Below are 18,672 nucleotides of genomic sequence, written 5' to 3'. Positions count from 1 at the left end.
CGGTACCTGCCGGAACCCACTCCGTATGAGCGATATCCTCGACCGCCTCGCGCTGATCATTGAAAGCCGCAAGCTTGCCAATGGCGGCGACCCCGACAAATCCTACGTCGCCCGCCTGTTCTCCAAGGGCGACGATGCCATCCTCAAGAAGATCGGCGAGGAAGCCACCGAAACCGTGATGGCCGCCAAGGACGCGCGCCGCGATGGCGATGCCTCCAAGGTGCTCTACGAATGCGCCGACCTGTGGTTTCATTCCCTCATCATGCTGGCCCAGTTCGACTTGAGCCCCGGCCAGGTTCTCGAAGAACTCGCGCGGCGCGAAGGCCTGTCCGGACTCGAGGAGAAAGCCAACCGCAAGCTGGTCGAGCGCGAGCGCAACGGCGACTGACCCGACTGGCGCCATGCCAGGATTTCCCACTTACAACGAAACAGACAGGAGCATCATGACCGACTGCATCTTCTGCAAGATTGCCTCGAAGCAGATTCCTTCGAAGACCGTCTACGAGGACGACGACGTCATCGTGTTCAACGACATCAATCCTGCCGCGCCCGTGCACCTGCTGGTCGTGCCGAAGGAACACATTCCGACGCTGGCGCATTGTTCCGAGAGGCATTCCGCCTTGTTGGGTAAAATGATGTTGCTGGCGCCCAAGCTCGCCCAGGAAGCTGGGTGTGGTTATGACGGCAACGAAGACGGCTCCGCGGGCAACGGCGGATTCAAGACGCTGTTCAATACCGGACCGGACGGCGGGCAAGAGGTGTACCATCTGCACCTGCACGTTATCGGTGGTCCCAAGCCCTGGCGCGGGCAGCGATGACCGCCTCCGGCCCTTGCGATGGCCGGACAGGCAACAGATTAATCAGGAACGCAAGGCGTTCCACTGGAGAAAAAAATGGGTTCGTTTAGTATCTGGCACTGGCTGATCGTCCTGGTCATCATCATGTTGGTCTTCGGCACGAAGAAGCTCGGCAACATCGGTTCCGACCTCGGCAAGGCCGTTCGCGGCTTCAAGGAAGGCGTGAAGGGTGAAGAAGAGAAGGCCGCCGCCGACAAGGCAGCGATCGACGTCGAAGCCAAGGAAAAGAAAAGCTGAGACGGCATGACGCTTTTCCCCGTTTCCCGCACGCCCTGCGGGACCCGTTCCTGCATGCCACGCCATGATTGACCTCGGCCTGACCAAGCTCGCCGTGATCGGCGTCGTCGCGCTGGTCGTGATCGGCCCGGAAAAGCTGCCGCGGGTGGCCCGCATGGCCGGCACGCTGTTCGGCCGCGCCCAGCGCTACCTCAACGAAGTCAAATCCGAAGTCAGCCGCGAAATCGAGCTCGATGAATTGCGCAAGATGCACAAGGACGTGAAGGAGGCAGCGAGCGGCTTCGAACAGGAAGTCAAGCAAAGCTTCTCGGACGTCCATTCCGAGGTGCAGTCCGCGTTCAGCGACCCATTGTCCAATCCCTTGCTCGACACGCCGGTGCCTGACCAGCATGCCGTCAAGGCCAAGGATTTCCGCAAGAAGAAGCTGGCGCGTTCCTCCGCCATTCCCGCCTGGTACAAGAAGCAGAGCGGGCGCAGGACGCGCGTGCTTTCCGGCGCGGCCCGCGTCGCCCGGTACCGTCCGGCCGGCAGCCGCAAGTCCGCACCTTTCCACTGATGAGCGAATCACAACACAACGACGCGGGCACTGAGACCTTCATTTCCCACCTGGTCGAGCTGCGCAACCGCATCATGAAGGCCTCCATCGCGGTCATCGTGGTTTTCCTGTGCCTGATGCCGTTCGCCGGCCACATCTACGACATGCTGGCCCAGCCGATGATGCTCGCGCTGCCCGCCGGCAGCAAGATGATCGCCACCGGCGTCATCACGCCCTTCCTCATCCCGGTGAAGGTCACGCTGCTCGTCGCCTTCCTGATCGCCTTGCCGGTGGTGCTCTACCAGGCATGGGCCTTCGTCGCGCCGGGCCTCTACGAACATGAAAAGAAGCTGGTTGCGCCGCTGGTGGTGTCGTCGTCCATCCTGTTCCTGATCGGCGTGGCGTTCTGCTACTTTTTCGTCTTTGGCGTGATCTTCAAGTTCATCAACGAATTCGCGCCCAAGTCGATCGCGGTGGCGCCGGACATCGAAAGCTATTTCGGCTTCGTGCTGACGATGTTCATCGCCTTCGGCGTCACCTTCGAGGTGCCCATCGTCGTCATCGTGCTGGTGCGCATGGGACTCGTCACCGTCGAGAAGCTCAAGGAACTGCGGCCCTACGTGATCGTGGGCGCCTTCATCATCGCGGCCGTGGTCACGCCGCCGGACATCATGAGCCAGCTGCTGCTGGCCGTGCCGCTTTGCCTGCTCTTCGAGATCGGGCTGCTGGTTGCGCCGGTCTTCGCCCGGGCCACGCGCGCGCCCGAGGAAGCCGCCGAAGAGGCTACCTGAAGCAGCCATCTCGAGGCGGCAAGGGCAGGGCGTTACTCTTCCGTTGAAATCGTCCTGACCTGCCGCAGCCAAGTCACGAGCGGCAGGGCATGGCGGAATTCCGCCGCCAGGTCCTTGCCCAGGTTGGCGGGGAGCGCGGACTTCAGGCTGGTCTCCTTCCACACGATGTAGCTCTTGTGCTTCAGGTAGTCGATGACCGGCGAGTCCGGGTCGAAGCCCTTCGGAGGGCGCACCAGCTTGCCTTCATCCTGCAGGTCACCGAAGGTCTCCTTCAGCTTCTTGTTCTTCAGCACCTTCATGAATCCCGCCGGATCGCCGGCGATCTGCTCGCGGATGGAACGCAGCCGGTCCGCCGGCGGCATGTATTCGCCGCCCGCCACCAGCAACTGGCCTTGCTCGTTGATGTGGAAGTAATAGGCCGGCCCGCCGCCCTGGCTCGGCTTCTTCAAGCCGCTGGCGGTGATCGCCGCCGAAAAGTAGGTCTTGTAGGGTCGCTTGTCGTTCGCGAAGCGGATGTCCCGGTTGATGCGGAACAGCGCCTTCTTCGGATTGCAGTCCGCCACGTCCGGGTCGAACTTGCCGATGTCCGCGATCAGCCGCGTGACCAGCACCAGGAATTCCTCGCGCAGGATATCGTAGCGCGGCTTGTTCATCACGAACCACGCCCGGTTGTTGTTTTCCGCCAGTTCGCCCAGGAACTGGATCAGATCGCGCAGATGCATCGGCTTCCCCTCTCAGCGGATGTCGTCGTCGTCGCGCTGCTCGCGCGGCTGGCGCGGACGCTTGCCGACGAGGACGTCGATCATCGATTCCTGGTTCTTGCGCAGCACAGTCATGCGCGCCTTCTTGCCCGGGACGAGCTGGGCGATGACGTTCAGCATGTCGGTCGTGTCCGCCACCGGCTGGCCGTCGACCGCCACCAGTATGTCTCCCGGGCGGATGCCTGCCTTGTCCGCCGGGCCGTTCTTCAGCACGCCGGCGATGATGGTGCCGGATTTCTTGCCCAGCCCGAAGCTTTCCGCCAGCTCCGGGGTGATGTCCTGCGGTTCCACGCCGATCCAGCCGCGGATCACCTGGCCGGTGGCGATGATCGATTCCATCACCGACTTCACGGTCGTCACGGGAATGGCGAAGCCGATGCCCAGCGAGCCGCCGCTGCGGCTGTAGATCGCAGTATTGATGCCCAGCAGGTTGCCGTGGATGTCGATCAGCGCGCCGCCCGAGTTGCCGGGATTGATGGCGGCGTCGGTCTGGATGAAGTTCTCGAAGGTGTTGATGCCGAGGTGGTTGCGTCCGAGCGCCGACACGATGCCCATGGTGACGGTCTGGCCCACGCCGAAGGGGTTGCCGATCGCCAGCACCACGTCGCCGACGCGCGACTGGTCGGCGTGGCCGAGCGTGATGGCGGGAACGTTGGGCAGGTCGATCTTGACCACCGCGAGGTCGGTTTCCGGATCGGAGCCCACCACCTTCGCCGTCGCCTTGCGGCCATCGGATAAAGCCACCTCGATCTCATCGGCGGTCTCGATGACATGGTTGTTCGTCAGGATGTAGCCCTTGGGACTGACGATGACGCCGGAACCGAGGCTGAACTGCTTTTCCTCCTGCTGGTCGCCGAAGAAGCGGCGGAACAGCGGGTCGTCCATGAAGGGATGGCGCTGGTTGCGCGCGCCCTTGGTGGTGAAGATGTTGACCACGGCGGGCATGGCGCGCGCCGCGGCGTCGCGATAGGAATTCTGTCCGGGCGTGGCATTGGGCGAGGCCTCCAGCATCGGCACCGGCGACGAGGAATTCAGGCGCGCGGAGCGGGCCGCCCCGCCCAGTCCGCCGGTGATCCACTCCGGCTTCAGGCTCGCTACAATGAACCAGATCGCCAGGCCCACGGTGACAGTTTGGGCAAACAATAGCCAGAGACGTCGCATACAAATACTAGGAAAAGAAATGGATTCAGCAGCTGTGATCAACAGGGATGACCTCGCCAAATATCTGGCGCAGGCGCTCGATATTAACCGTTTTCGCGACTATTGCCCAAACGGCATTCAGGTCGAGGGACGCAATGCCATCAAGACCATCGTTACCGGCGTCACCGCCAGCCTGGCCTTGCTGGAAGCGGCGGCCGGCGCCGGCGCGGATGCCATCCTGGTCCACCACGGCTACTTCTGGCGCGGCGAGGATGCCCGCGTCATCGGTCCGAAGCAGAAGCGGCTCAAGCTCCTGCTGAACCATGATATCAGCCTGTTCGCCTTCCACCTTCCCCTCGACGCGCATCCCGACTGGGGCAACAACGCCCAGCTCGGCATGCGGCTCGGCCTCGCGCCGTCCGGACGCTTCGGCGAAGGCGACCTCGGCTGGCTGGGACAGCCGGCGCCCGGCGTCTCGACCGTGGCCGACCTGGCGATGCTGGTGGAACGCCGCCTCGGCCGGGCTCCGCTCGTCATCGGCGACCCCGGCCAGCGCCTCGACACCGTCGCCTGGTGTACCGGCGCGGCGCAGAACATGCTCTCCGACGCAGTCAACGCTGGAGCGAGCGCTTACCTGAGCGGCGAGGTCTCCGAGCCGACGGTGCACCTGGCGCGGGAAGCCGGCGTGGCCTATCTCGCCTGCGGCCACCATGCGACCGAGCGTTACGGCATCGAAGCGCTCGGCAACCACCTCGCGGAACATTTTGGCCTCAGGCACCAATTTATTGACATAGCCAACCCGGTCTGACAAGAATGTGGCAATCTAGTCATCATTAGTTAAGACGGTAAAAAAACCTCGAACAAGACCAGGCCAGGATGCAAGACCCCTCTTCCACCGCAACATCCGATTCCGTCGGCGTGCTCATCGTCGAGGACGACGCCGTGACGCGCAAGATGCTGTGCCTGGCGGTGGAGTCGGAACCGGCGCTGCGCCTGCTGGCGCACTTCGACGGCGTGAAGCCTGCCCTGATGTGGCTGGAAGGCAACAAGGCCGACGTGCTGATCACCGACCTTGGCTTGCCCGACGGTTCCGGCCTGGAGATCATCCAGGCCTGCGCCCAGCGCCACCCGGCCACGGACATCATGGTGGTGACGGTATCCAGCGACGAAGCCAGCGTGCTGGCGTGCATCGAGGCGGGCGCCTCGGGCTACGTGCTGAAGAATGCGCGCCGCCTCGACATCGCGCGCGCCGTGCTGGACCTGCGCGCCGGCGGCGCGCCGATGAGTCCCGCGATCGCGCGCATGGTACTGGCGAAGGTGCGAGACGGCAACCAACCGGCGCCGAGCAAGTCGCCCATCCAGCCCGCGCCGTCCGCTGCCGCCCTGACCAAGCGGGAGGCAGCCATCCTCGACCTGATCGCGAAGGGCGACAGCTACGGCGAGGTCGCCAAGGTCTTGTCGGTATCGGTCGGCACCATCCAGACCCACATCAAGAACATCTACGGCAAGCTCGCCGTCCACTCGCGTGGCGAAGCGGTGTTCGAAGCGCATCGGCGCGGCCTGCTGCAGATCGGCCAGGCCGGTTCATCGGGGCAGGCGGCCCATGCGGCCAGGCGGGCCGGCACGGATTGAGCCGCCGGGCCGGCAAGTCCCCGGGAAAGACCGGCCGGCGGCCCCGGCAAGGCACTTCTTGTCGCCGCAGCGCTCCATCCATCGAAAAAGTTCCGGGATTTTGCTCGCGCGGAAGGGTCCGTGCTTTAAATCATATTCCGCGTCCGTTATAATCGAAGGTTGCTAGAAGTTTCCACAAGTTTCGCATTTTCACTATTGGGGTTGGTAATGAGTAATGAAAAGCAGGTCGATTCCGGTCGACGCGGCTTGCTCGCTGCGACATGCGCGGTGGGCGGTGTAGCCGGATTGGCTACGGCAGGCGCGTTAGTGTCTACCTTCCAGCCGTCCGAGCGCGCCAAGGCCGCCGGCGCTCCGGTCGAGGTGGATATCACCGGCATGGCGCCCGGTGAAATGAAAACCGTCGAATGGCGCGGCAAGCCGGTCTGGATCCTCAAGCGCTCGCCCGACATGGTCGCTTCCCTCAAGAAGACCGACGGCCAGGTCGCCGACCCGAAGTCCGAGCGCAACAAGGAAGACCTGACGCCCGAGTACGCCCGCAACGAATACCGCTCGATCAAGCCGGAACTCCTGGTCGCCGTCGGCATCTGCTCCCACCTGGGCTGCTCGCCGACCACCAAGTTCCAGCCGGGCGCCCAGCCCTCGCTGCCCGACGACTGGGCCGGCGGCTTCCTCTGCCCCTGCCACGGCTCGACCTTCGACCTGGCCGGCCGCGTGTTCAAGAACAAGCCCGCCCCGGACAACCTGCAGGTTCCGCGCCACATGTACCTGAGCGAAACCAAGATCCTCATCGGCAAGGACGAGAAAGGCGAGGCATAAATCATGGCATTCCAAGAGAAAAAGCTTCCCGCCAATGCCCCCGCGTCGGCAAAGGCACTGAACTGGATCGACGCGCGCTTCCCGCTGACCGCGACCTGGAAGGCGCATCTTTCCGAATACTACGCACCGAAGAACTTCAATTTCTGGTACGCCTTCGGCTCGCTGGCCCTGCTCGTGCTGGTCATCCAGATCGTCACCGGCATCTTCCTGGTGATGCACTACAAGCCGGATGCCAACCTCGCCTTCGCCTCCGTCGAGTACATCATGCGCGACGTGCCCTGGGGCTGGCTGATCCGCTACATGCACTCCACCGGCGCATCCGCCTTCTTCATCGTCGTCTACCTGCACATGGTGCGCGGCCTGCTTTACGGTTCCTACCGCAAGCCCCGCGAGCTGGTGTGGCTGTTCGGCGTGGGCATCTTCCTGTGCCTGATGGCGGAAGCCTTCTTCGGCTACCTGCTTCCCTGGGGCCAGATGTCCTACTGGGGCGCGCAGGTGATCGTCAACCTGTTCGGCGCGATCCCCTTCATCGGTCCTGACCTGTCGCTCTGGATCCGCGGCGACTACGTCGTCTCCGACGCCACCCTGAACCGCTTCTTCTCCTTCCACGTCATCGCCATCCCGCTGGTCCTGCTCGGCCTGGTCGTCGCCCACATCGTCGCTCTGCACGAAGTCGGTTCCAACAACCCGGACGGCATCGAGATCAAGGAAAAGACCGACGTCAACGGCGTGCCCCTGGATGGCATTCCCTTCCATCCGTTCTACACGGTGCACGACATCTTCGTCGTTTCCGTGTTCCTGATCGTCTTCACCGCGGTGATCTTCTTCGCGCCTGAGATGGGTGGCTACTTCCTCGAGTACAACAACTTCATCCCGGCCGATCCCCTGAAGACGCCGCCGCACATCGCGCCGGTCTGGTACTTCACGCCGTTCTACTCCATCCTGCGCGCAACGACCTCGCAGTTCATGTACGCCCTGGAAGTCGGCGTGCTGGCCTATGCCGCGCTGCTGCTGACCAAGTCGCGCCTGAGCGGCTTCGTCAAGATGATCGTGCTGGTCGTCGCGGTGGCCGCGCTGATCGGCATGTTCGTCCTCGACGCGAAGTTCTGGGGCGTGGTCCTGATGGGCGTGTCGGTGATGATCCTGGGCGGTTTGCCGTGGCTCGACCACGCTCCGGTCCGTTCGATCCGCTATCGTCCCGGCTTCCATGGCTACATCTACCTGGTCTTCGGCATTGCCTTCGTGATTCTGGGTTACCTCGGCGTGCAGCCGCCCACCCCGGTAGGCACTCTGGTGGCGCAGATCTGCACCTTCATCTACTTCGGCTTCTTCCTGCTGATGCCGTGGTGGAGCCGCATGGGCCAGTTCAAGCCTGTGCCGGACCGCGTCACATTCCAACCGCACTAAGCGCCGCAAGAGGGATACAAGAATGAATTTGCTGAAAAAACTGATTGCGGTCCTTGCTTTCGTTCCCGCGCTGGCGCTGGCAAACGAAGCGACCTTTCCGCTGGACCACGCGCCGGATCGCACCAAGGACCTGGCCGCCCTGCAGAATGGCGCGAAGCTGTTCGTGAACTACTGCCTGAACTGCCACTCGGCCTCCGCCATGCGCTACAACCGCCTGCGCGACATCGGCCTGAGCGAAGACCAGATCAAGAACAACCTGTTGTTCACCTCCGAAAAGGTCGGCGACCTGATGAAGGTCGCCATGCCTTCCAAGGACGCAAAGGACTGGTTCGGCGCCGTTCCTCCCGACCTTTCCGTCATCGCGCGAGCAAAGGCTTCCGATGCTGGAACCGGAGGCGACTGGCTTTACACTTACCTGCGCACCTTCTACAAGGACGACACCCGGCCCACCGGCTGGAACAACCTCGTCTTCCCCAACGTGGGCATGCCGCACGTGATGTGGGAACTCCAGGGCGTTCGTGCTGCCAAGTTCGAGGAAGTAAAGGATCCGCACGAAGAAGGCAAGACGGTGCACAAGTTCGTTGGCTTCGAGCAAGTCAAGCCGGGCAAGCTGAATGCGCTCGACTATGACCAGGCCGTCGCCGACCTCGTCGCCTACCTGGAGTGGATGGGCGAACCGGCGCAGAATACCCGCAAGCGCCTCGGCGTCTGGGTTCTGCTTTTCCTGGGTGTGTTCCTGGTGCTGGCATGGCGCCTGAGCGCTTCCTACTGGAAAACGATTAAATAAGAATTGCCTGCTTTCCCCTGGGAAGGCAGGCCATGGTTTCAGGGTGAGGCTACGCGGTCTCACCCTTTTGTTTCTAAGGAACTGCAAAATGATGGTTCTCTATTCGGGCACGACCTGCCCATTTTCCCAACGCTGCCGACTCGTCCTGTTCGAGAAGGGCATGGATTTCGAGATCCGCGACGTCGACCTGTTCAACAAGCCGGAAGATATTTCCGTCATGAACCCGTATGGCCAGGTGCCTATCCTGGTGGAGCGCGACCTGATCCTGTACGAGTCGAACATCATCAACGAGTACATCGACGAGCGCTTCCCGCATCCGCAGCTGATGCCCGCCGATCCGCTGATGCGCGCGCGTGCCCGGCTGATGCTGTTCAATTTCGAAAAGGAATTGTTCGTTCACGTGCACACGCTGGAGAACGACAAGTCCAAGGCGGCGGAGAAGGCCCACGAAAAGGCGCGCCATGAAATCCGCGACCGCCTGACCACGCTGGCACCCTTGTTCCTCAAGAACAAGTACATGCTGGGCGACGAGTTTTCCATGCTCGACGTTGCGGTTGCTCCCTTGCTCTGGAGACTCGACCATTACGGCATCGAACTATCCAAGACCGCAGCACCTCTCATGAAATACGCGGAACGCATCTTTTCCCGTCCGGCATACATCGAAGCACTGACGCCGTCCGAGAAAGTGATGCGTCGTTAAGCACGCTGCCGGGGCGCCTTGCCCCGGCGCGCTTCAGGCGGCCTCCAACATGTCCGAGATTTCGACCAAGCCTTACCTGCTCAGAGCCATCTACGAATGGTGCACCGATAACGGCTATACGCCGTATCTTGCCGCCATGGTCGATGGCCACACCCGCGTGCCGCGCGAGTTCGTCAAGAATGGCGAGATCGTACTGAACATCAGTTTCACGGCGACCAGCGGCCTGAAGATGGACAACGACCTCATCGAGTTTCATGCACGTTTCGGCGGCGTCTCCCGCGAGATTTCGATTCCCGTGGAGAACGTGGTCGCGATCTATGCGCGCGAGAACGGGCAGGGCATGGCGTTCGAGGTATCGTCCCTGCCGGCTCGCGACGAGCAGCCCGCAAGCGAGGATGACAAGGCGCCCGCATTGAGTGCGGTCCCGCCTTCCGGCAACGAGCAGGCGACACCGCCGGGCGACGGGCCGGACGACAATAACGACCCGCCCAAAAAAGGCGGACGCCCCACGCTAACCCGCGTCAAATAAAGTACAATACGTTTCTTCGATTTCGCCGGCTTAGCTCATCTGGTAGAGCAGTTGATTTGTAATCATCAGGTGGCGGGTTCGAGTCCTGCAGCCGGCACCAAACAAAAAGCCCGCCATTTTCCAATGGCGGGCTTTTTTGTTGACCCTCATCGTACCGGATCAGCCTTCCTGTTCTTCCAGCCCCAACGGCGGCGGCTGAGTTGACTCGCCCTGCATGCCGGACCAGCGCGGCGCCAGCAGGTGGTGTACGTCGAACAGGTCAAGCACCCTGGACACGGTGTGGTCCACCATCTCGGAGATGGATTGCGGGCGATGATAGAACGCGGGGAGGGGAGGGAAGATGATGCCGCCCATTTCCGTCACGGCGGTCATGTTGCGCAGGTGGGCCAGGTTGAAGGGCGTTTCGCGCACCATCAACACCAGCCTTCGCCTTTCCTTCAGCGCCACGTCGGCGGCGCGTGTAATCAGGTTGTCCGACAGGCCATGCGCGATCGCGGCCAGGGTTTTCATCGAGCACGGAGCGACGACCATGCCATCCGTCTGGAACGATCCGCTCGCCACGGTGGCGCCGACATCCCGCACGTGATGTACCACGTCGGCCATCGCCTCGACATCCTTGCGGCCAAGGCCAAGCTCCTGGTGCACGTTCAAGACCCCGGCTTCGGAAATCAGCAGGTGCGACTCCATGCCGCCGGCCTCGCGCAGGGCTTGCAGCAGGCGAATGCCGTAGATCGCACCGGAGGCGCCGGTAATCGCAATGACGAGGCGACCGGTGCGTGGCATGGCGTAATTCGTCGTAATCGTGCCGGATCAGGACTTCAGCATGCTTTGCAGTTCACCGGACTCGAACATTTCGTTCATGATGTCCGCGCCGCCGACGAACTCGCCCTTCACGTAGAGTTGCGGGATGGTCGGCCAATTGGAAAACTCCTTGATGCCCTGGCGGACTTCCGCATCTTCCAGCACGTTGACGGTGATGATGTTTTCGACACCGCAGGCATTCAGGATCTGCACCGCGCGGCCGGAAAAGCCGCACTGCGGAAACTGCGCCGTGCCTTTCATGAAGAGCACCACCGGGTGCTGGGTAACGGTTTCCTTGATCCAGTTTTGTACGTCGCTCATGACTATTGCCCCTTCAGGTTCATTCAGGTTCGGAATGGAATCATTATATGAAAAAGCCGGCAGGGACGTCGCCAAACCGCATCCCTGCCTTCCTTGACCGCTCCGACGCGCCCTGCCGGCCGGCGGCATGGAGCGGGCCGGCCCGTGCCGGCGTCAGCCTTTCAGCTTGGCAAAAGCGGCCGCCATGGCGCCGTTCACCGCGGGCTGGCGCGATTGCTGGTGCTGCGACAGCCGTTTGGAGTCGTTGCGGTCGCCGCGCTGCTCTGGCCGGGAACCGGCGGGCGAAGGCGAGTCGCTCAGGCGCATCGTCAGGGCGATGCGCTTGCGCTTCTCGTCCACCTCCAGCACCTTGACCTTCACCACCTGACCCGCCTTGACCACGGTGTGCGGGTCCTTGACGAAAGTGTTGGACAGCGCGGAAATGTGCACCAGGCCATCCTGGTGCACGCCGATGTCGACGAAGGCGCCGAACGCCGCCACGTTGGTGACCACGCCTTCGAGGATCATGTCCGGGCGCAGGTCCTTGATCTCTTCCACGCCTTCCTTGAAGGTCGCGGTCGTGAATTCCGGGCGCGGATCGCGGCCGGGCTTCTCGAGTTCCTTGAGGATGTCGGTCACGGTCGGCACGCCGAACTTCTCGTCCGCATACTTCGACGGATTGAGTCCCTTGAGCAGCTTGCCGTCGCCGAGCACGCCCTTCACGTCCTTCTTGATGTCGGCCAGGATGCGTTCGACCACGGGATACGATTCGGGGTGCACCGCCGAGGCATCGAGCGGATTGTCGCCATGCATGATGCGCAGGAAGCCCGCCGCCTGCTCGAAGGTCTTGTCGCCGAGGCGAGGCACGTCGCGCAGCTGGGCGCGCGAGCTGAACATGCCCTTCATGTCGCGGTAGGTCACGATGCTCTGCGCCACGCTCGTGTTCAGTCCGGATACCCGCGCCAGCAGCGGCGCCGATGCAGTGTTCACATCCACGCCCACCGCGTTCACGCAATCTTCCACCACCGCGTCCAGCGAACGCGCGAGCTGGGACTGGCTGACGTCGTGCTGGTACTGGCCGACGCCGATCGACTTCGGGTCGATCTTCACCAGCTCCGCCAGCGGATCCTGCAGGCGGCGCGCGATCGAAACCGCGCCGCGGAGCGAAACGTCGAGTTCGGGCAGTTCCTTGGAGGCGAACTCGGACGCCGAGTACACCGACGCGCCTGCCTCGGAAACCACGATCTTGGTGAGCTTCAGTTCAGGATGCTGCTTGATGAGGTCCTGCGCCAGCTTGTCGGTCTCGCGCGATGCCGTGCCGTTGCCGATGGAAATCAGCGCCACCTTGTGCTTGGCCGCGAGCAGCGCCAGCGTATGCAGGGAACCGTGCCAGTCGTTGCGCGGCTGGTGCGGGTAGATGGTCGCCGTGTCCACCACCTTGCCGGTGGCGTCCACCACCGCCACCTTCACGCCGGTGCGCAGGCCGGGGTCCAGGCCCATGGTCGCGCGCGGGCCGGCCGGCGCAGCCAGCAGCAGGTCCTTGAGGTTGCGGGCGAAGACGTTGATCGCCTCGACTTCCGCGCGCTCGCGCAGGCCGGTCATCAGCTCGGTTTCGAGGTGCATGAAGACCTTGACGCGCCAGGTCCAGCGCACCGTGTCGCACAACCACTTGTCGGCGGGGCGGCCCTGGCTGCTGATGCCGAAGCGCGCCGCGATGCGGCTTTCGCAGGGATTGTGCGGCGCGTCCCATTTCGGCTTTTCTTCCTCGCTGTCCAGGCGCAGCGACACGGTCAGCATTTCCTCGCGGCGTCCGCGGAACAGGGCCAGGGCGCGGTGCGAAGGAATCGTGCCAAAGGTTTCGGCGTAGTCGAAGTAGTCGGCGAATTTCTCGCCCGCGTCTTCCTTGCCTTCGACCACCTTCGATTCGACCACGCCATGGTCGGTCAGGTATTCGCGCAGGGCCTGCAGCAGCGTCGCGTCTTCGGCAAAGCGCTCCATCAGGATCTGGCGCGCGCCGTCCAGCGCGGCCTTGGCATCCGGCACGCCGGGGTTGTCGCCATTGTCGGTGCTGAAGGCCGGCTTGAGGTATTTCGCGGCTTCTTCGTCCGGGTTGAGCGCGGGATTGCCCAGCAGGGCATCGGCCAGTTCGGTGAGTCCGGCTTCGGCAGCGATCTGGGCCTTGGTGCGGCGCTTGGGCTTGTAGGGCAGGTAGAGGTCTTCGAGCCGGGTCTTGTCTTCGGCGTGGACGATGGCGTCGAGCAGTTCGGGCGTCATCTTTCCCTGTTCCTCGATCGAGGCGATGATCGCGGCCCGGCGGTCTTCCAGTTCGCGCAGGTAGCGCAGGCGCTCTTCGAGAAGGCGCAGCTGGATGTCGTCCAGTCCGCCGGTGGCTTCCTTGCGGTAGCGCGCGATGAAGGGCACGGTCGCGCCTTCGTCCAGCAAGGCAATGGCGGCGGCAACTTGCGCCGGCTTGGCGGCGAGTTCAACGGCGAGGCGTTGTTCGATCGATGGCAGCATGGAAAATCAATGGAGAAAAACAAGCGGATGATGATACGCAATTTGGGCGAATGCGCCAGTCTTGACATCGCGAAAAACCGCGAACGGATGGCGGACCTTGCCGATCCGTCAATCGAAAGCGAGCCGGCCGCCCGAGACGCGCTCGATTCCCGCCAGGTCTTGCCAGCTTTGCACTTCGGTGAAACCTTGCGCGGTCAGCAAGCTGCGCACTTCCCCGGCCTGGTCGTAGCCGTGTTCCATTAGCAGCCAGCCGCCGCGCTCCAGGTGGGACGGCGCACCGGCCACGATGGTGCGCAGCGCCGACAGGCCATCGGCATGGTCGGTCAGCGCGCCGGCTGGTTCGAAGCGCAGGTCGCCCTGTGACAGGTGCGGATCGCCGGCGCGAATGTAGGGCGGATTGGATACGATCAGGTCGAAGCGCCGGCCGGCAAGGGCCGCGTACCAGTCGCTGTGCAGCATCTCGACCTGCGGGGCATGGCGGCGCGCATTGTCCCGCGCCACGGCCAATGCCTCCTCGCTCGCATCGAGCGCCGTCACGCGCAAGCCGGGCAGTGCGTGCGCGAGGGCGACGGCGATGGCGCCCGAGCCCGTTCCCATGTCGAGCACGCTGCCCTGCGCCGGCATGCGGGCCAGCGCGAGTTCCACCAGCAGTTCGGTCTCGGGACGCGGGATCAGCACCGCGGGCGTGGTGGCAAAGTGCAAGCCGTAGAACTCGCGCTCGCCGACGAGATAGGCGATCGGCTCGCCCGCGAGGCGACGGGAAAACAGGTCGCCAAGCCGGACGCTCTCCGTCTCGTCCAGCACCCGGTCGGACTGGGTGATGAGTTGCACCCGGCTCAGGCCGAGCGCGTGGCCGGCCAGCATGCGGGCTTCCAGCCCCGGCAGGCCGGACCGGGACAGCGCTTGCGCCAGGGTCCAGCCGGATTCCGGCAAGGTCGGCATGGCGGTCATGCCCGGCGCGGCGCTCCGCGGAAGCTCAGCCACAGCAGCGCCAGCGCGAAGAAGGCAAACCAGATCAGCGACCACACCGGGATGTCGAGTCCGATGACCGGCGGGTAGGGCGTGGTGCAGAAGCCGTCGGCCTTGAACAGGAAGGGCAAGAGTTCCGCGGGAGGAATCTTGTTGAGCGCGGTTTCCATCGGGTCGATGCCGCAGGAAACGCTGGGATGCGCCTTGATCCAGACGTGCCATCCGGCGGAGCCCGCGCCGCCGAGCGCGATCAGCGCCGCCAGGAAGGTGCCCGCGCGGCCGCCGCCTTTCGGCAGCGCGGCGAGGACGAAGCACACGATCGCCAGGCCGACGAAGCAGTAGCGCTGGATCACGCACCATGGGCAGGGCGCCATGTCCTTCACGTGCTGCAGGTAAAGCGCAAAGCCGACGAGGCCGAGCGCAACGATGCCGATGGCGACGAGGAGGGGTCTGGTGTTCTTCATGCAAGGCCCGTGGAAAAGGAAGGTGGCGTTAATGAAAATGGCAATAGGGTAACGCAAAGCGCAACGGCGTTTCCAAGACCTGGATCAGGTTTCTTCCGAAAGCTGGGCCAGCATGTCGGCCTGGTGCTCCGACATCAGCGCGCCGGTCAGTTCGTCGAGGTCGCCATCCATGATGAAATCGAGCTTGTAGAGGGTCAGGTTGATGCGGTGGTCGGTCATCCGTCCCTGCGGGAAATTGTAGGTGCGGATGCGTTCGCTGCGGTCGCCCGAACCGACCAGCGACTTGCGGGTGGCCGCCTCCTTGGCCTGCTGTTCGCGCAGCTGCACGTCCTTGATGCGCGCCGCCAGCACCTTCAGCGCGGACGCCTTGTTCTTGTGCTGGCTGCGGTCGTCCTGGCATTCGACCACGATGCCGGTCGGCAAGTGGGTGATGCGCACCGCCGAGTCGGTCTTGTTGATGTGCTGGCCGCCCGCGCCCGAGGCGCGGAAGGTATCGATGCGGATGTCGGCCGGGTTGATGTCCACGTCTTCCACTTCGTCCGCTTCCGGCATGACCGCCACGGTGCAGGCCGAGGTATGGATGCGGCCCTGCGTCTCGGTGGCCGGCACGCGCTGCACGCGGTGGCCGCCGGACTCGAACTTCAGCTTCGAGTAGACGCCCGCGCCGACGAGGCGCACGATGACTTCCTTGTAGCCGCCCAGCTCGGATGCCGATTCGGACACCATCTCGACCTGCCAGCGGTTGCGCTCGGCGTAGCGCGTATACATGCGCAGCAGGTCGCCCGCGAACAGGGCGGCTTCGTCGCCTCCGGTGCCGGCGCGGATCTCGAGGTAGATGTTGCGCTCGTCGTTCGGGTCCTTGGGCAGCAGCATCTTCTGCAGGTCCAGCTCGAGCCGTTCCAGCCGGGCCTTGCCCTCGGTGATTTCCTCCTGCGCCATTTCCTTCATGTCCGGGTCAGCAAGCATTTCCTGCGCCGCCTCGATGTCCCTGCCGGTCCTGGCGTAGTCCTGGTAGAGGGCCACCAGCGGGCTCAGTTCGGCATGCTCGCGCGTGAGCTTGCGGTACTGCTCCATGTCGGCGGTGACGCCTTCCTGCATGAGAAGGCTGCCGACTTCTTCCAGCCGTTCGGTGAGCTGGTCGAGCTTGGCGAGCATGGATGGTTTCATGATGCTGAGTCCTGGGTCCGGAATTCGAGGGGCGCGGCAATGCAGCCGCGGGCTGGGGCGGAATGCCCGCCGACGCAGGCGGGCGGCGGGAGGCGCTAGCGCTTGGTGCGGAACAGCTGCGGAAGCAAGGCGGCGAGGCGGGCGCGATCGTCGCCCTGGGCGTTGTGCAGCGCCTGCTGGGGACCATGCAGGAACTTCGCGGTCAGTCCCCGCGACAGGGCATCCAGCACGGCGTCGATATCTTCGCCCTTGGCGAGCAGGCGTTTCGCCCGCTCCAGTTCGGCCAGGCGCATTGCCTCGCTCGTTTCGTGCAGGTCCTGAATCAGGGGCACGACCGCGCGGCTGTCCAGCCATTGCATGAAGGCTTGCACCCGGGTTTCGATGATGGCTTCCGCCTGCGCCACCGCGGCCTGGCGGTTTTCCATGCCGGTCTGCACCGCGGCGCCGAGGTCGTCCACGGTGTACAGGAAGACGTCGTCGAGGCGGCCGACCTCGGTTTCGATGTCGCGCGGCACGGCGATGTCCACCATGAACATCGGCCGGTGGCGGCGCGCCTTGATCGCGCGTTCCACCATGCCCAGGCCGATGATCGGCAAGGTCGAGGCAGTGCAGGACACCACGATGTCGAAGCGCGCGAGTTGGTCAGGCAGGTCGGCCAGGCGGATCGCGCGGCCATTGAAGCGATGCGCCAGGCTCTCCCCGCGCTCCATCGTGCGGTTGGCGATCGTCAGCGATTGCGGCGCCTGCGCGGCGAAGTGCGCGGCGCACAGCTCGATCATTTCCCCGGCGCCGATGAACAGCACGTGCTGCTCGGAGAGGCGGTCGAAGATGCGCTGCGACAGGCGTACCGCCGCCGCCGCCATGGACACGCTGTGCGCGCCGATCTCGGTGCTGCTGCGCACTTCCTTGGCGACCGCGAAGGTCCGCTGGAACATCTGGTGCAGGTAGGTGCCGAGTCCGCCCGCCGCTTCCGCGTGGCGCACCGCGTCCTTCATCTGGCCGAGGATCTGCGGCTCGCCGAGCACCATGGAGTCGAGCCCGGACGCCACACGGAAGGCGTGGCGCACGGCGTTTTCCTGGGGCAAGGTGTAGAGGTAGGGACGCAGTTCGGCGTAGGGCAGCTTGTGGTACTGCGCGAGGAAGTGTGCGGTGCTGTCGATGGCCGCTTCCACGCCGCCGGGAACGTGGTTGGCGGCGTAGAGTTCGGTGCGGTTGCAGGTGGAGAGGATGGCCGCTTCGTCGCTGGACTGGCTCGCCGCGCTGCGGCCGAACCATGCCCGCGCGGCAGCGACCGCCTGACCGATCTGGTCGGCGGGGAAGGCCACCTTTTCGCGCAGGGCGACCGGCGCGGTGGTGTGGTTCAATCCTACGGCAAGCAGCTGCATGGGTAATGAAACAGGCGGAATCAGCCGACATTATACGCTGTGGAGCGGCAATTCGAGACGGAAACGGGCGTTTTCGGCACGCCGCGTGCAGCGCGCGCTGCCATAAAGATCATCGTTGCGTACGTGCTGGTGCCGCAGGCGGCGGCTCAGGGGTTGTCATGCTTACCTTCCAGGCGTTCCAGCCGATAGCCGAAGCTGTAGACCGGCGCGAGCCGGTAGCCATTTTCGGGAAGCAGCGCGAGCTTGGTGCGCACCCGGCTGACGTGCGTGTCGATGGTTCGCGTCTGCAGTTCCGGCTCGCCCGCCCAGATGTGTTCCTGCAGGTAGGCGCGCGACAGCGGCCTTCCCAGGTTCCGGAAAAACAGCAGCGCCAGCCCGACCTCCTTCTGCGTCATGGCGATGGCCTGGCCGCGCCGCGATACGCTCCTGGCCTCGAGGTCGAAGGCATATTCGCCGACCCGCAAGGATTCCGCCCGGCGGTCCGGATAGGCGAGGCGGAGCAGCGTGTCGACGCGGACTGCGAGTTCGCCGGCGCGCCAGGGGCGGAAAACGTAGTCGCCGCAGCCTGCGCGCATCGCCATGCTGGCGGCTGTCGCATCGCGCTCCACCAGAGCCAGGATGGGCAGGGAACGCTTCATGGTCTCCGCCACCGCGCGCGGCAGATCCGCCATGCCGTCGCGCCAGTCGGCCACGATGCCATCCAGCTCATGCCTGCGGGCATGTTCCAGCAGCTCGGCGGTGCTAAGGACCGGCGTGCAGGCGTGCCGCTCCAGCGCCTTGCCGATGCGTTCCGCTTGCTCCGGGCTGGCCACGATGGCAATGTGCATGATGTAGATCGACGGGCACGGGAAGATCGGGCGATATTATCAGACCAGCC

The 18,672-nt window shown here is 64.1% G+C and carries 22 protein-coding genes and 1 tRNA gene; 13 read left to right on the top strand and 10 right to left on the bottom strand.

Features of this window, described 5'->3' with window-relative positions:
- The first annotated feature begins 25 nt into the window (after nt 1-25).
- The 5 genes from G3574_RS09385 (at nt 26) to tatC (ending at nt 2,420) form a co-directional block, all read left to right on the top strand.
- A complete protein-coding gene (locus G3574_RS09385; RefSeq protein WP_163962332.1) occupies nt 26-388 on the top strand; it encodes a phosphoribosyl-ATP diphosphatase in 363 nt (120 codons plus the stop codon).
- Between the two features lie 55 nt (nt 389-443).
- The gene (locus G3574_RS09380; RefSeq protein ID WP_163962330.1) at nt 444-818 is read left to right on the top strand and encodes a histidine triad nucleotide-binding protein; all 375 of its coding nucleotides are present in this window, start codon (nt 444-446) and stop codon (nt 816-818) included.
- A 75-nt stretch (nt 819-893) separates the two neighbouring features.
- Nucleotides 894-1,094, top strand: a complete 201-nt coding sequence (gene tatA, locus G3574_RS09375) for a Sec-independent protein translocase subunit TatA (protein WP_163962329.1) — start codon at nt 894-896, stop codon at nt 1,092-1,094.
- A gap of 64 nt (nt 1,095-1,158) precedes the next feature.
- Nucleotides 1,159-1,650, top strand: a complete 492-nt coding sequence (gene tatB / locus G3574_RS09370; RefSeq protein ID WP_163962328.1) for a Sec-independent protein translocase protein TatB — start codon at nt 1,159-1,161, stop codon at nt 1,648-1,650.
- Nucleotides 1,650-2,420: a twin-arginine translocase subunit TatC gene (gene tatC / locus G3574_RS09365; RefSeq protein ID WP_163962327.1), complete on the top strand. Its 771-nt coding sequence runs from the start codon at nt 1,650-1,652 to the stop codon at nt 2,418-2,420. Before tatB ends, tatC begins: the two co-directional genes overlap by 1 nt.
- A gap of 32 nt (nt 2,421-2,452) precedes the next feature.
- On the opposite strand, the gene G3574_RS09360 is transcribed toward tatC, so the two are convergent.
- The gene (locus tag G3574_RS09360; protein ID WP_163962326.1) at nt 2,453-3,142 is read right to left on the bottom strand and encodes a DUF2461 domain-containing protein; all 690 of its coding nucleotides are present in this window, start codon (nt 3,140-3,142) and stop codon (nt 2,453-2,455) included.
- A 12-nt stretch (nt 3,143-3,154) separates the two neighbouring features.
- Complete coding sequence (locus G3574_RS09355; RefSeq protein ID WP_163962325.1) at nt 3,155-4,342, bottom strand: Do family serine endopeptidase; 1,188 nt, start codon at nt 4,340-4,342, stop codon at nt 3,155-3,157.
- 37 nt (nt 4,343-4,379) lie between these two features.
- On the opposite strand from G3574_RS09355, the gene G3574_RS09350 reads away from it, so the two are divergent.
- The 8 genes from G3574_RS09350 (at nt 4,380) to G3574_RS09315 (ending at nt 10,292) form a co-directional block, all read left to right on the top strand.
- Nucleotides 4,380-5,129 (top strand): Nif3-like dinuclear metal center hexameric protein, encoded by a 750-nt coding sequence (locus G3574_RS09350; RefSeq protein WP_407941659.1) that lies wholly within the window; start codon nt 4,380-4,382, stop codon nt 5,127-5,129.
- 68 nt (nt 5,130-5,197) lie between these two features.
- The gene (locus G3574_RS09345; protein WP_163962323.1) at nt 5,198-5,953 is read left to right on the top strand and encodes a response regulator; all 756 of its coding nucleotides are present in this window, start codon (nt 5,198-5,200) and stop codon (nt 5,951-5,953) included.
- Nucleotides 5,954-6,160: 207 nt separating this feature from the next.
- On the top strand, nt 6,161-6,769 hold the full coding sequence (gene petA / locus G3574_RS09340; RefSeq protein ID WP_163962321.1) for a ubiquinol-cytochrome c reductase iron-sulfur subunit: 609 nt from the start codon (nt 6,161-6,163) through the stop codon (nt 6,767-6,769).
- Entirely contained in the window at nt 6,770-8,176 is a 1,407-nt protein-coding gene (locus G3574_RS09335) for a cytochrome b (RefSeq protein ID WP_328804772.1), read from the top strand.
- Nucleotides 8,177-8,198: 22 nt separating this feature from the next.
- Complete coding sequence (locus tag G3574_RS09330) at nt 8,199-8,963, top strand: cytochrome c1 (protein WP_163962319.1); 765 nt, start codon at nt 8,199-8,201, stop codon at nt 8,961-8,963.
- 88 nt (nt 8,964-9,051) lie between these two features.
- Nucleotides 9,052-9,663, top strand: a complete 612-nt coding sequence (locus G3574_RS09325; RefSeq protein WP_163962317.1) for a glutathione S-transferase N-terminal domain-containing protein — start codon at nt 9,052-9,054, stop codon at nt 9,661-9,663.
- A gap of 49 nt (nt 9,664-9,712) precedes the next feature.
- Nucleotides 9,713-10,192, top strand: a complete 480-nt coding sequence (locus G3574_RS09320; protein ID WP_163962315.1) for a ClpXP protease specificity-enhancing factor — start codon at nt 9,713-9,715, stop codon at nt 10,190-10,192.
- 24 nt (nt 10,193-10,216) lie between these two features.
- Nucleotides 10,217-10,292 (top strand) — tRNA-Thr (locus tag G3574_RS09315).
- Nucleotides 10,293-10,351: 59 nt separating this feature from the next.
- Here G3574_RS09315 and G3574_RS09310 read toward each other — a convergent pair.
- From G3574_RS09310 to G3574_RS09275, 8 genes are all read right to left on the bottom strand, one after another.
- Nucleotides 10,352-10,975 (bottom strand): UbiX family flavin prenyltransferase, encoded by a 624-nt coding sequence (locus G3574_RS09310; protein ID WP_163962313.1) that lies wholly within the window; start codon nt 10,973-10,975, stop codon nt 10,352-10,354.
- 27 nt (nt 10,976-11,002) lie between these two features.
- Nucleotides 11,003-11,314, bottom strand: coding sequence for a Grx4 family monothiol glutaredoxin (gene grxD, locus G3574_RS09305; RefSeq protein WP_163962311.1), 312 nt, complete (start codon nt 11,312-11,314; stop codon nt 11,003-11,005).
- Between the two features lie 153 nt (nt 11,315-11,467).
- The gene (locus G3574_RS09300) at nt 11,468-13,810 is read right to left on the bottom strand and encodes a Tex family protein (protein WP_163962309.1); all 2,343 of its coding nucleotides are present in this window, start codon (nt 13,808-13,810) and stop codon (nt 11,468-11,470) included.
- 108 nt (nt 13,811-13,918) lie between these two features.
- Nucleotides 13,919-14,752 carry a peptide chain release factor N(5)-glutamine methyltransferase gene (prmC, locus tag G3574_RS09295; RefSeq protein ID WP_163962557.1) on the bottom strand — a complete coding sequence of 278 codons (834 nt, stop codon included), beginning with the start codon at nt 14,750-14,752 and terminating at the stop codon, nt 13,919-13,921.
- A gap of 5 nt (nt 14,753-14,757) precedes the next feature.
- Nucleotides 14,758-15,243, bottom strand: a complete 486-nt coding sequence (locus tag G3574_RS09290; RefSeq protein ID WP_163962306.1) for a disulfide bond formation protein B — start codon at nt 15,241-15,243, stop codon at nt 14,758-14,760.
- A gap of 84 nt (nt 15,244-15,327) precedes the next feature.
- Nucleotides 15,328-16,410: a peptide chain release factor 1 gene (gene prfA / locus G3574_RS09285; protein ID WP_163962304.1), complete on the bottom strand. Its 1,083-nt coding sequence runs from the start codon at nt 16,408-16,410 to the stop codon at nt 15,328-15,330.
- Nucleotides 16,411-16,505: 95 nt separating this feature from the next.
- Nucleotides 16,506-17,795: a glutamyl-tRNA reductase gene (hemA, locus tag G3574_RS09280; protein WP_163962302.1), complete on the bottom strand. Its 1,290-nt coding sequence runs from the start codon at nt 17,793-17,795 to the stop codon at nt 16,506-16,508.
- 146 nt (nt 17,796-17,941) lie between these two features.
- A complete protein-coding gene (locus G3574_RS09275) occupies nt 17,942-18,622 on the bottom strand; it encodes a response regulator transcription factor (RefSeq protein ID WP_163962300.1) in 681 nt (226 codons plus the stop codon).
- Nucleotides 18,623-18,672: the final 50 nt, after the last annotated feature.

It is taken from the genome of Noviherbaspirillum galbum (genome assembly GCF_010974945.1).
GTDB lineage: Bacteria > Pseudomonadota > Gammaproteobacteria > Burkholderiales > Burkholderiaceae_D > Noviherbaspirillum > Noviherbaspirillum galbum.
This window is presented reverse-complemented; position numbering and strand designations above follow the sequence as displayed.

Coding starts and splice junctions, on each gene's coding strand:
- G3574_RS09290 (WP_163962306.1), bottom strand. CDS start 15,243: ATGAAGAACACCAGACCCCTCCTCGTCGCCATCGGCATCGTTGCGCTC.
- G3574_RS09275 (WP_163962300.1), bottom strand. CDS start 18,622: ATGCACATTGCCATCGTGGCCAGCCCGGAGCAAGCGGAACGCATCGGC.
- G3574_RS09345 (WP_163962323.1), top strand. CDS start 5,198: ATGCAAGACCCCTCTTCCACCGCAACATCCGATTCCGTCGGCGTGCTC.
- tatC (WP_163962327.1), top strand. CDS start 1,650: ATGAGCGAATCACAACACAACGACGCGGGCACTGAGACCTTCATTTCC.
- G3574_RS09355 (WP_163962325.1), bottom strand. CDS start 4,342: ATGCGACGTCTCTGGCTATTGTTTGCCCAAACTGTCACCGTGGGCCTG.
- hemA (WP_163962302.1), bottom strand. CDS start 17,795: ATGCAGCTGCTTGCCGTAGGATTGAACCACACCACCGCGCCGGTCGCC.
- G3574_RS09330 (WP_163962319.1), top strand. CDS start 8,199: ATGAATTTGCTGAAAAAACTGATTGCGGTCCTTGCTTTCGTTCCCGCG.
- petA (WP_163962321.1), top strand. CDS start 6,161: ATGAGTAATGAAAAGCAGGTCGATTCCGGTCGACGCGGCTTGCTCGCT.
- grxD (WP_163962311.1), bottom strand. CDS start 11,314: ATGAGCGACGTACAAAACTGGATCAAGGAAACCGTTACCCAGCACCCG.
- G3574_RS09380 (WP_163962330.1), top strand. CDS start 444: ATGACCGACTGCATCTTCTGCAAGATTGCCTCGAAGCAGATTCCTTCG.
- tatB (WP_163962328.1), top strand. CDS start 1,159: ATGATTGACCTCGGCCTGACCAAGCTCGCCGTGATCGGCGTCGTCGCG.
- G3574_RS09360 (WP_163962326.1), bottom strand. CDS start 3,142: ATGCATCTGCGCGATCTGATCCAGTTCCTGGGCGAACTGGCGGAAAAC.
- G3574_RS09310 (WP_163962313.1), bottom strand. CDS start 10,975: ATGCCACGCACCGGTCGCCTCGTCATTGCGATTACCGGCGCCTCCGGT.
- G3574_RS09325 (WP_163962317.1), top strand. CDS start 9,052: ATGATGGTTCTCTATTCGGGCACGACCTGCCCATTTTCCCAACGCTGC.
- prfA (WP_163962304.1), bottom strand. CDS start 16,410: ATGAAACCATCCATGCTCGCCAAGCTCGACCAGCTCACCGAACGGCTG.
- G3574_RS09320 (WP_163962315.1), top strand. CDS start 9,713: ATGTCCGAGATTTCGACCAAGCCTTACCTGCTCAGAGCCATCTACGAA.
- tatA (WP_163962329.1), top strand. CDS start 894: ATGGGTTCGTTTAGTATCTGGCACTGGCTGATCGTCCTGGTCATCATC.
- prmC (WP_163962557.1), bottom strand. CDS start 14,752: ATGCCGACCTTGCCGGAATCCGGCTGGACCCTGGCGCAAGCGCTGTCC.
- G3574_RS09385 (WP_163962332.1), top strand. CDS start 26: ATGAGCGATATCCTCGACCGCCTCGCGCTGATCATTGAAAGCCGCAAG.
- G3574_RS09300 (WP_163962309.1), bottom strand. CDS start 13,810: ATGCTGCCATCGATCGAACAACGCCTCGCCGTTGAACTCGCCGCCAAG.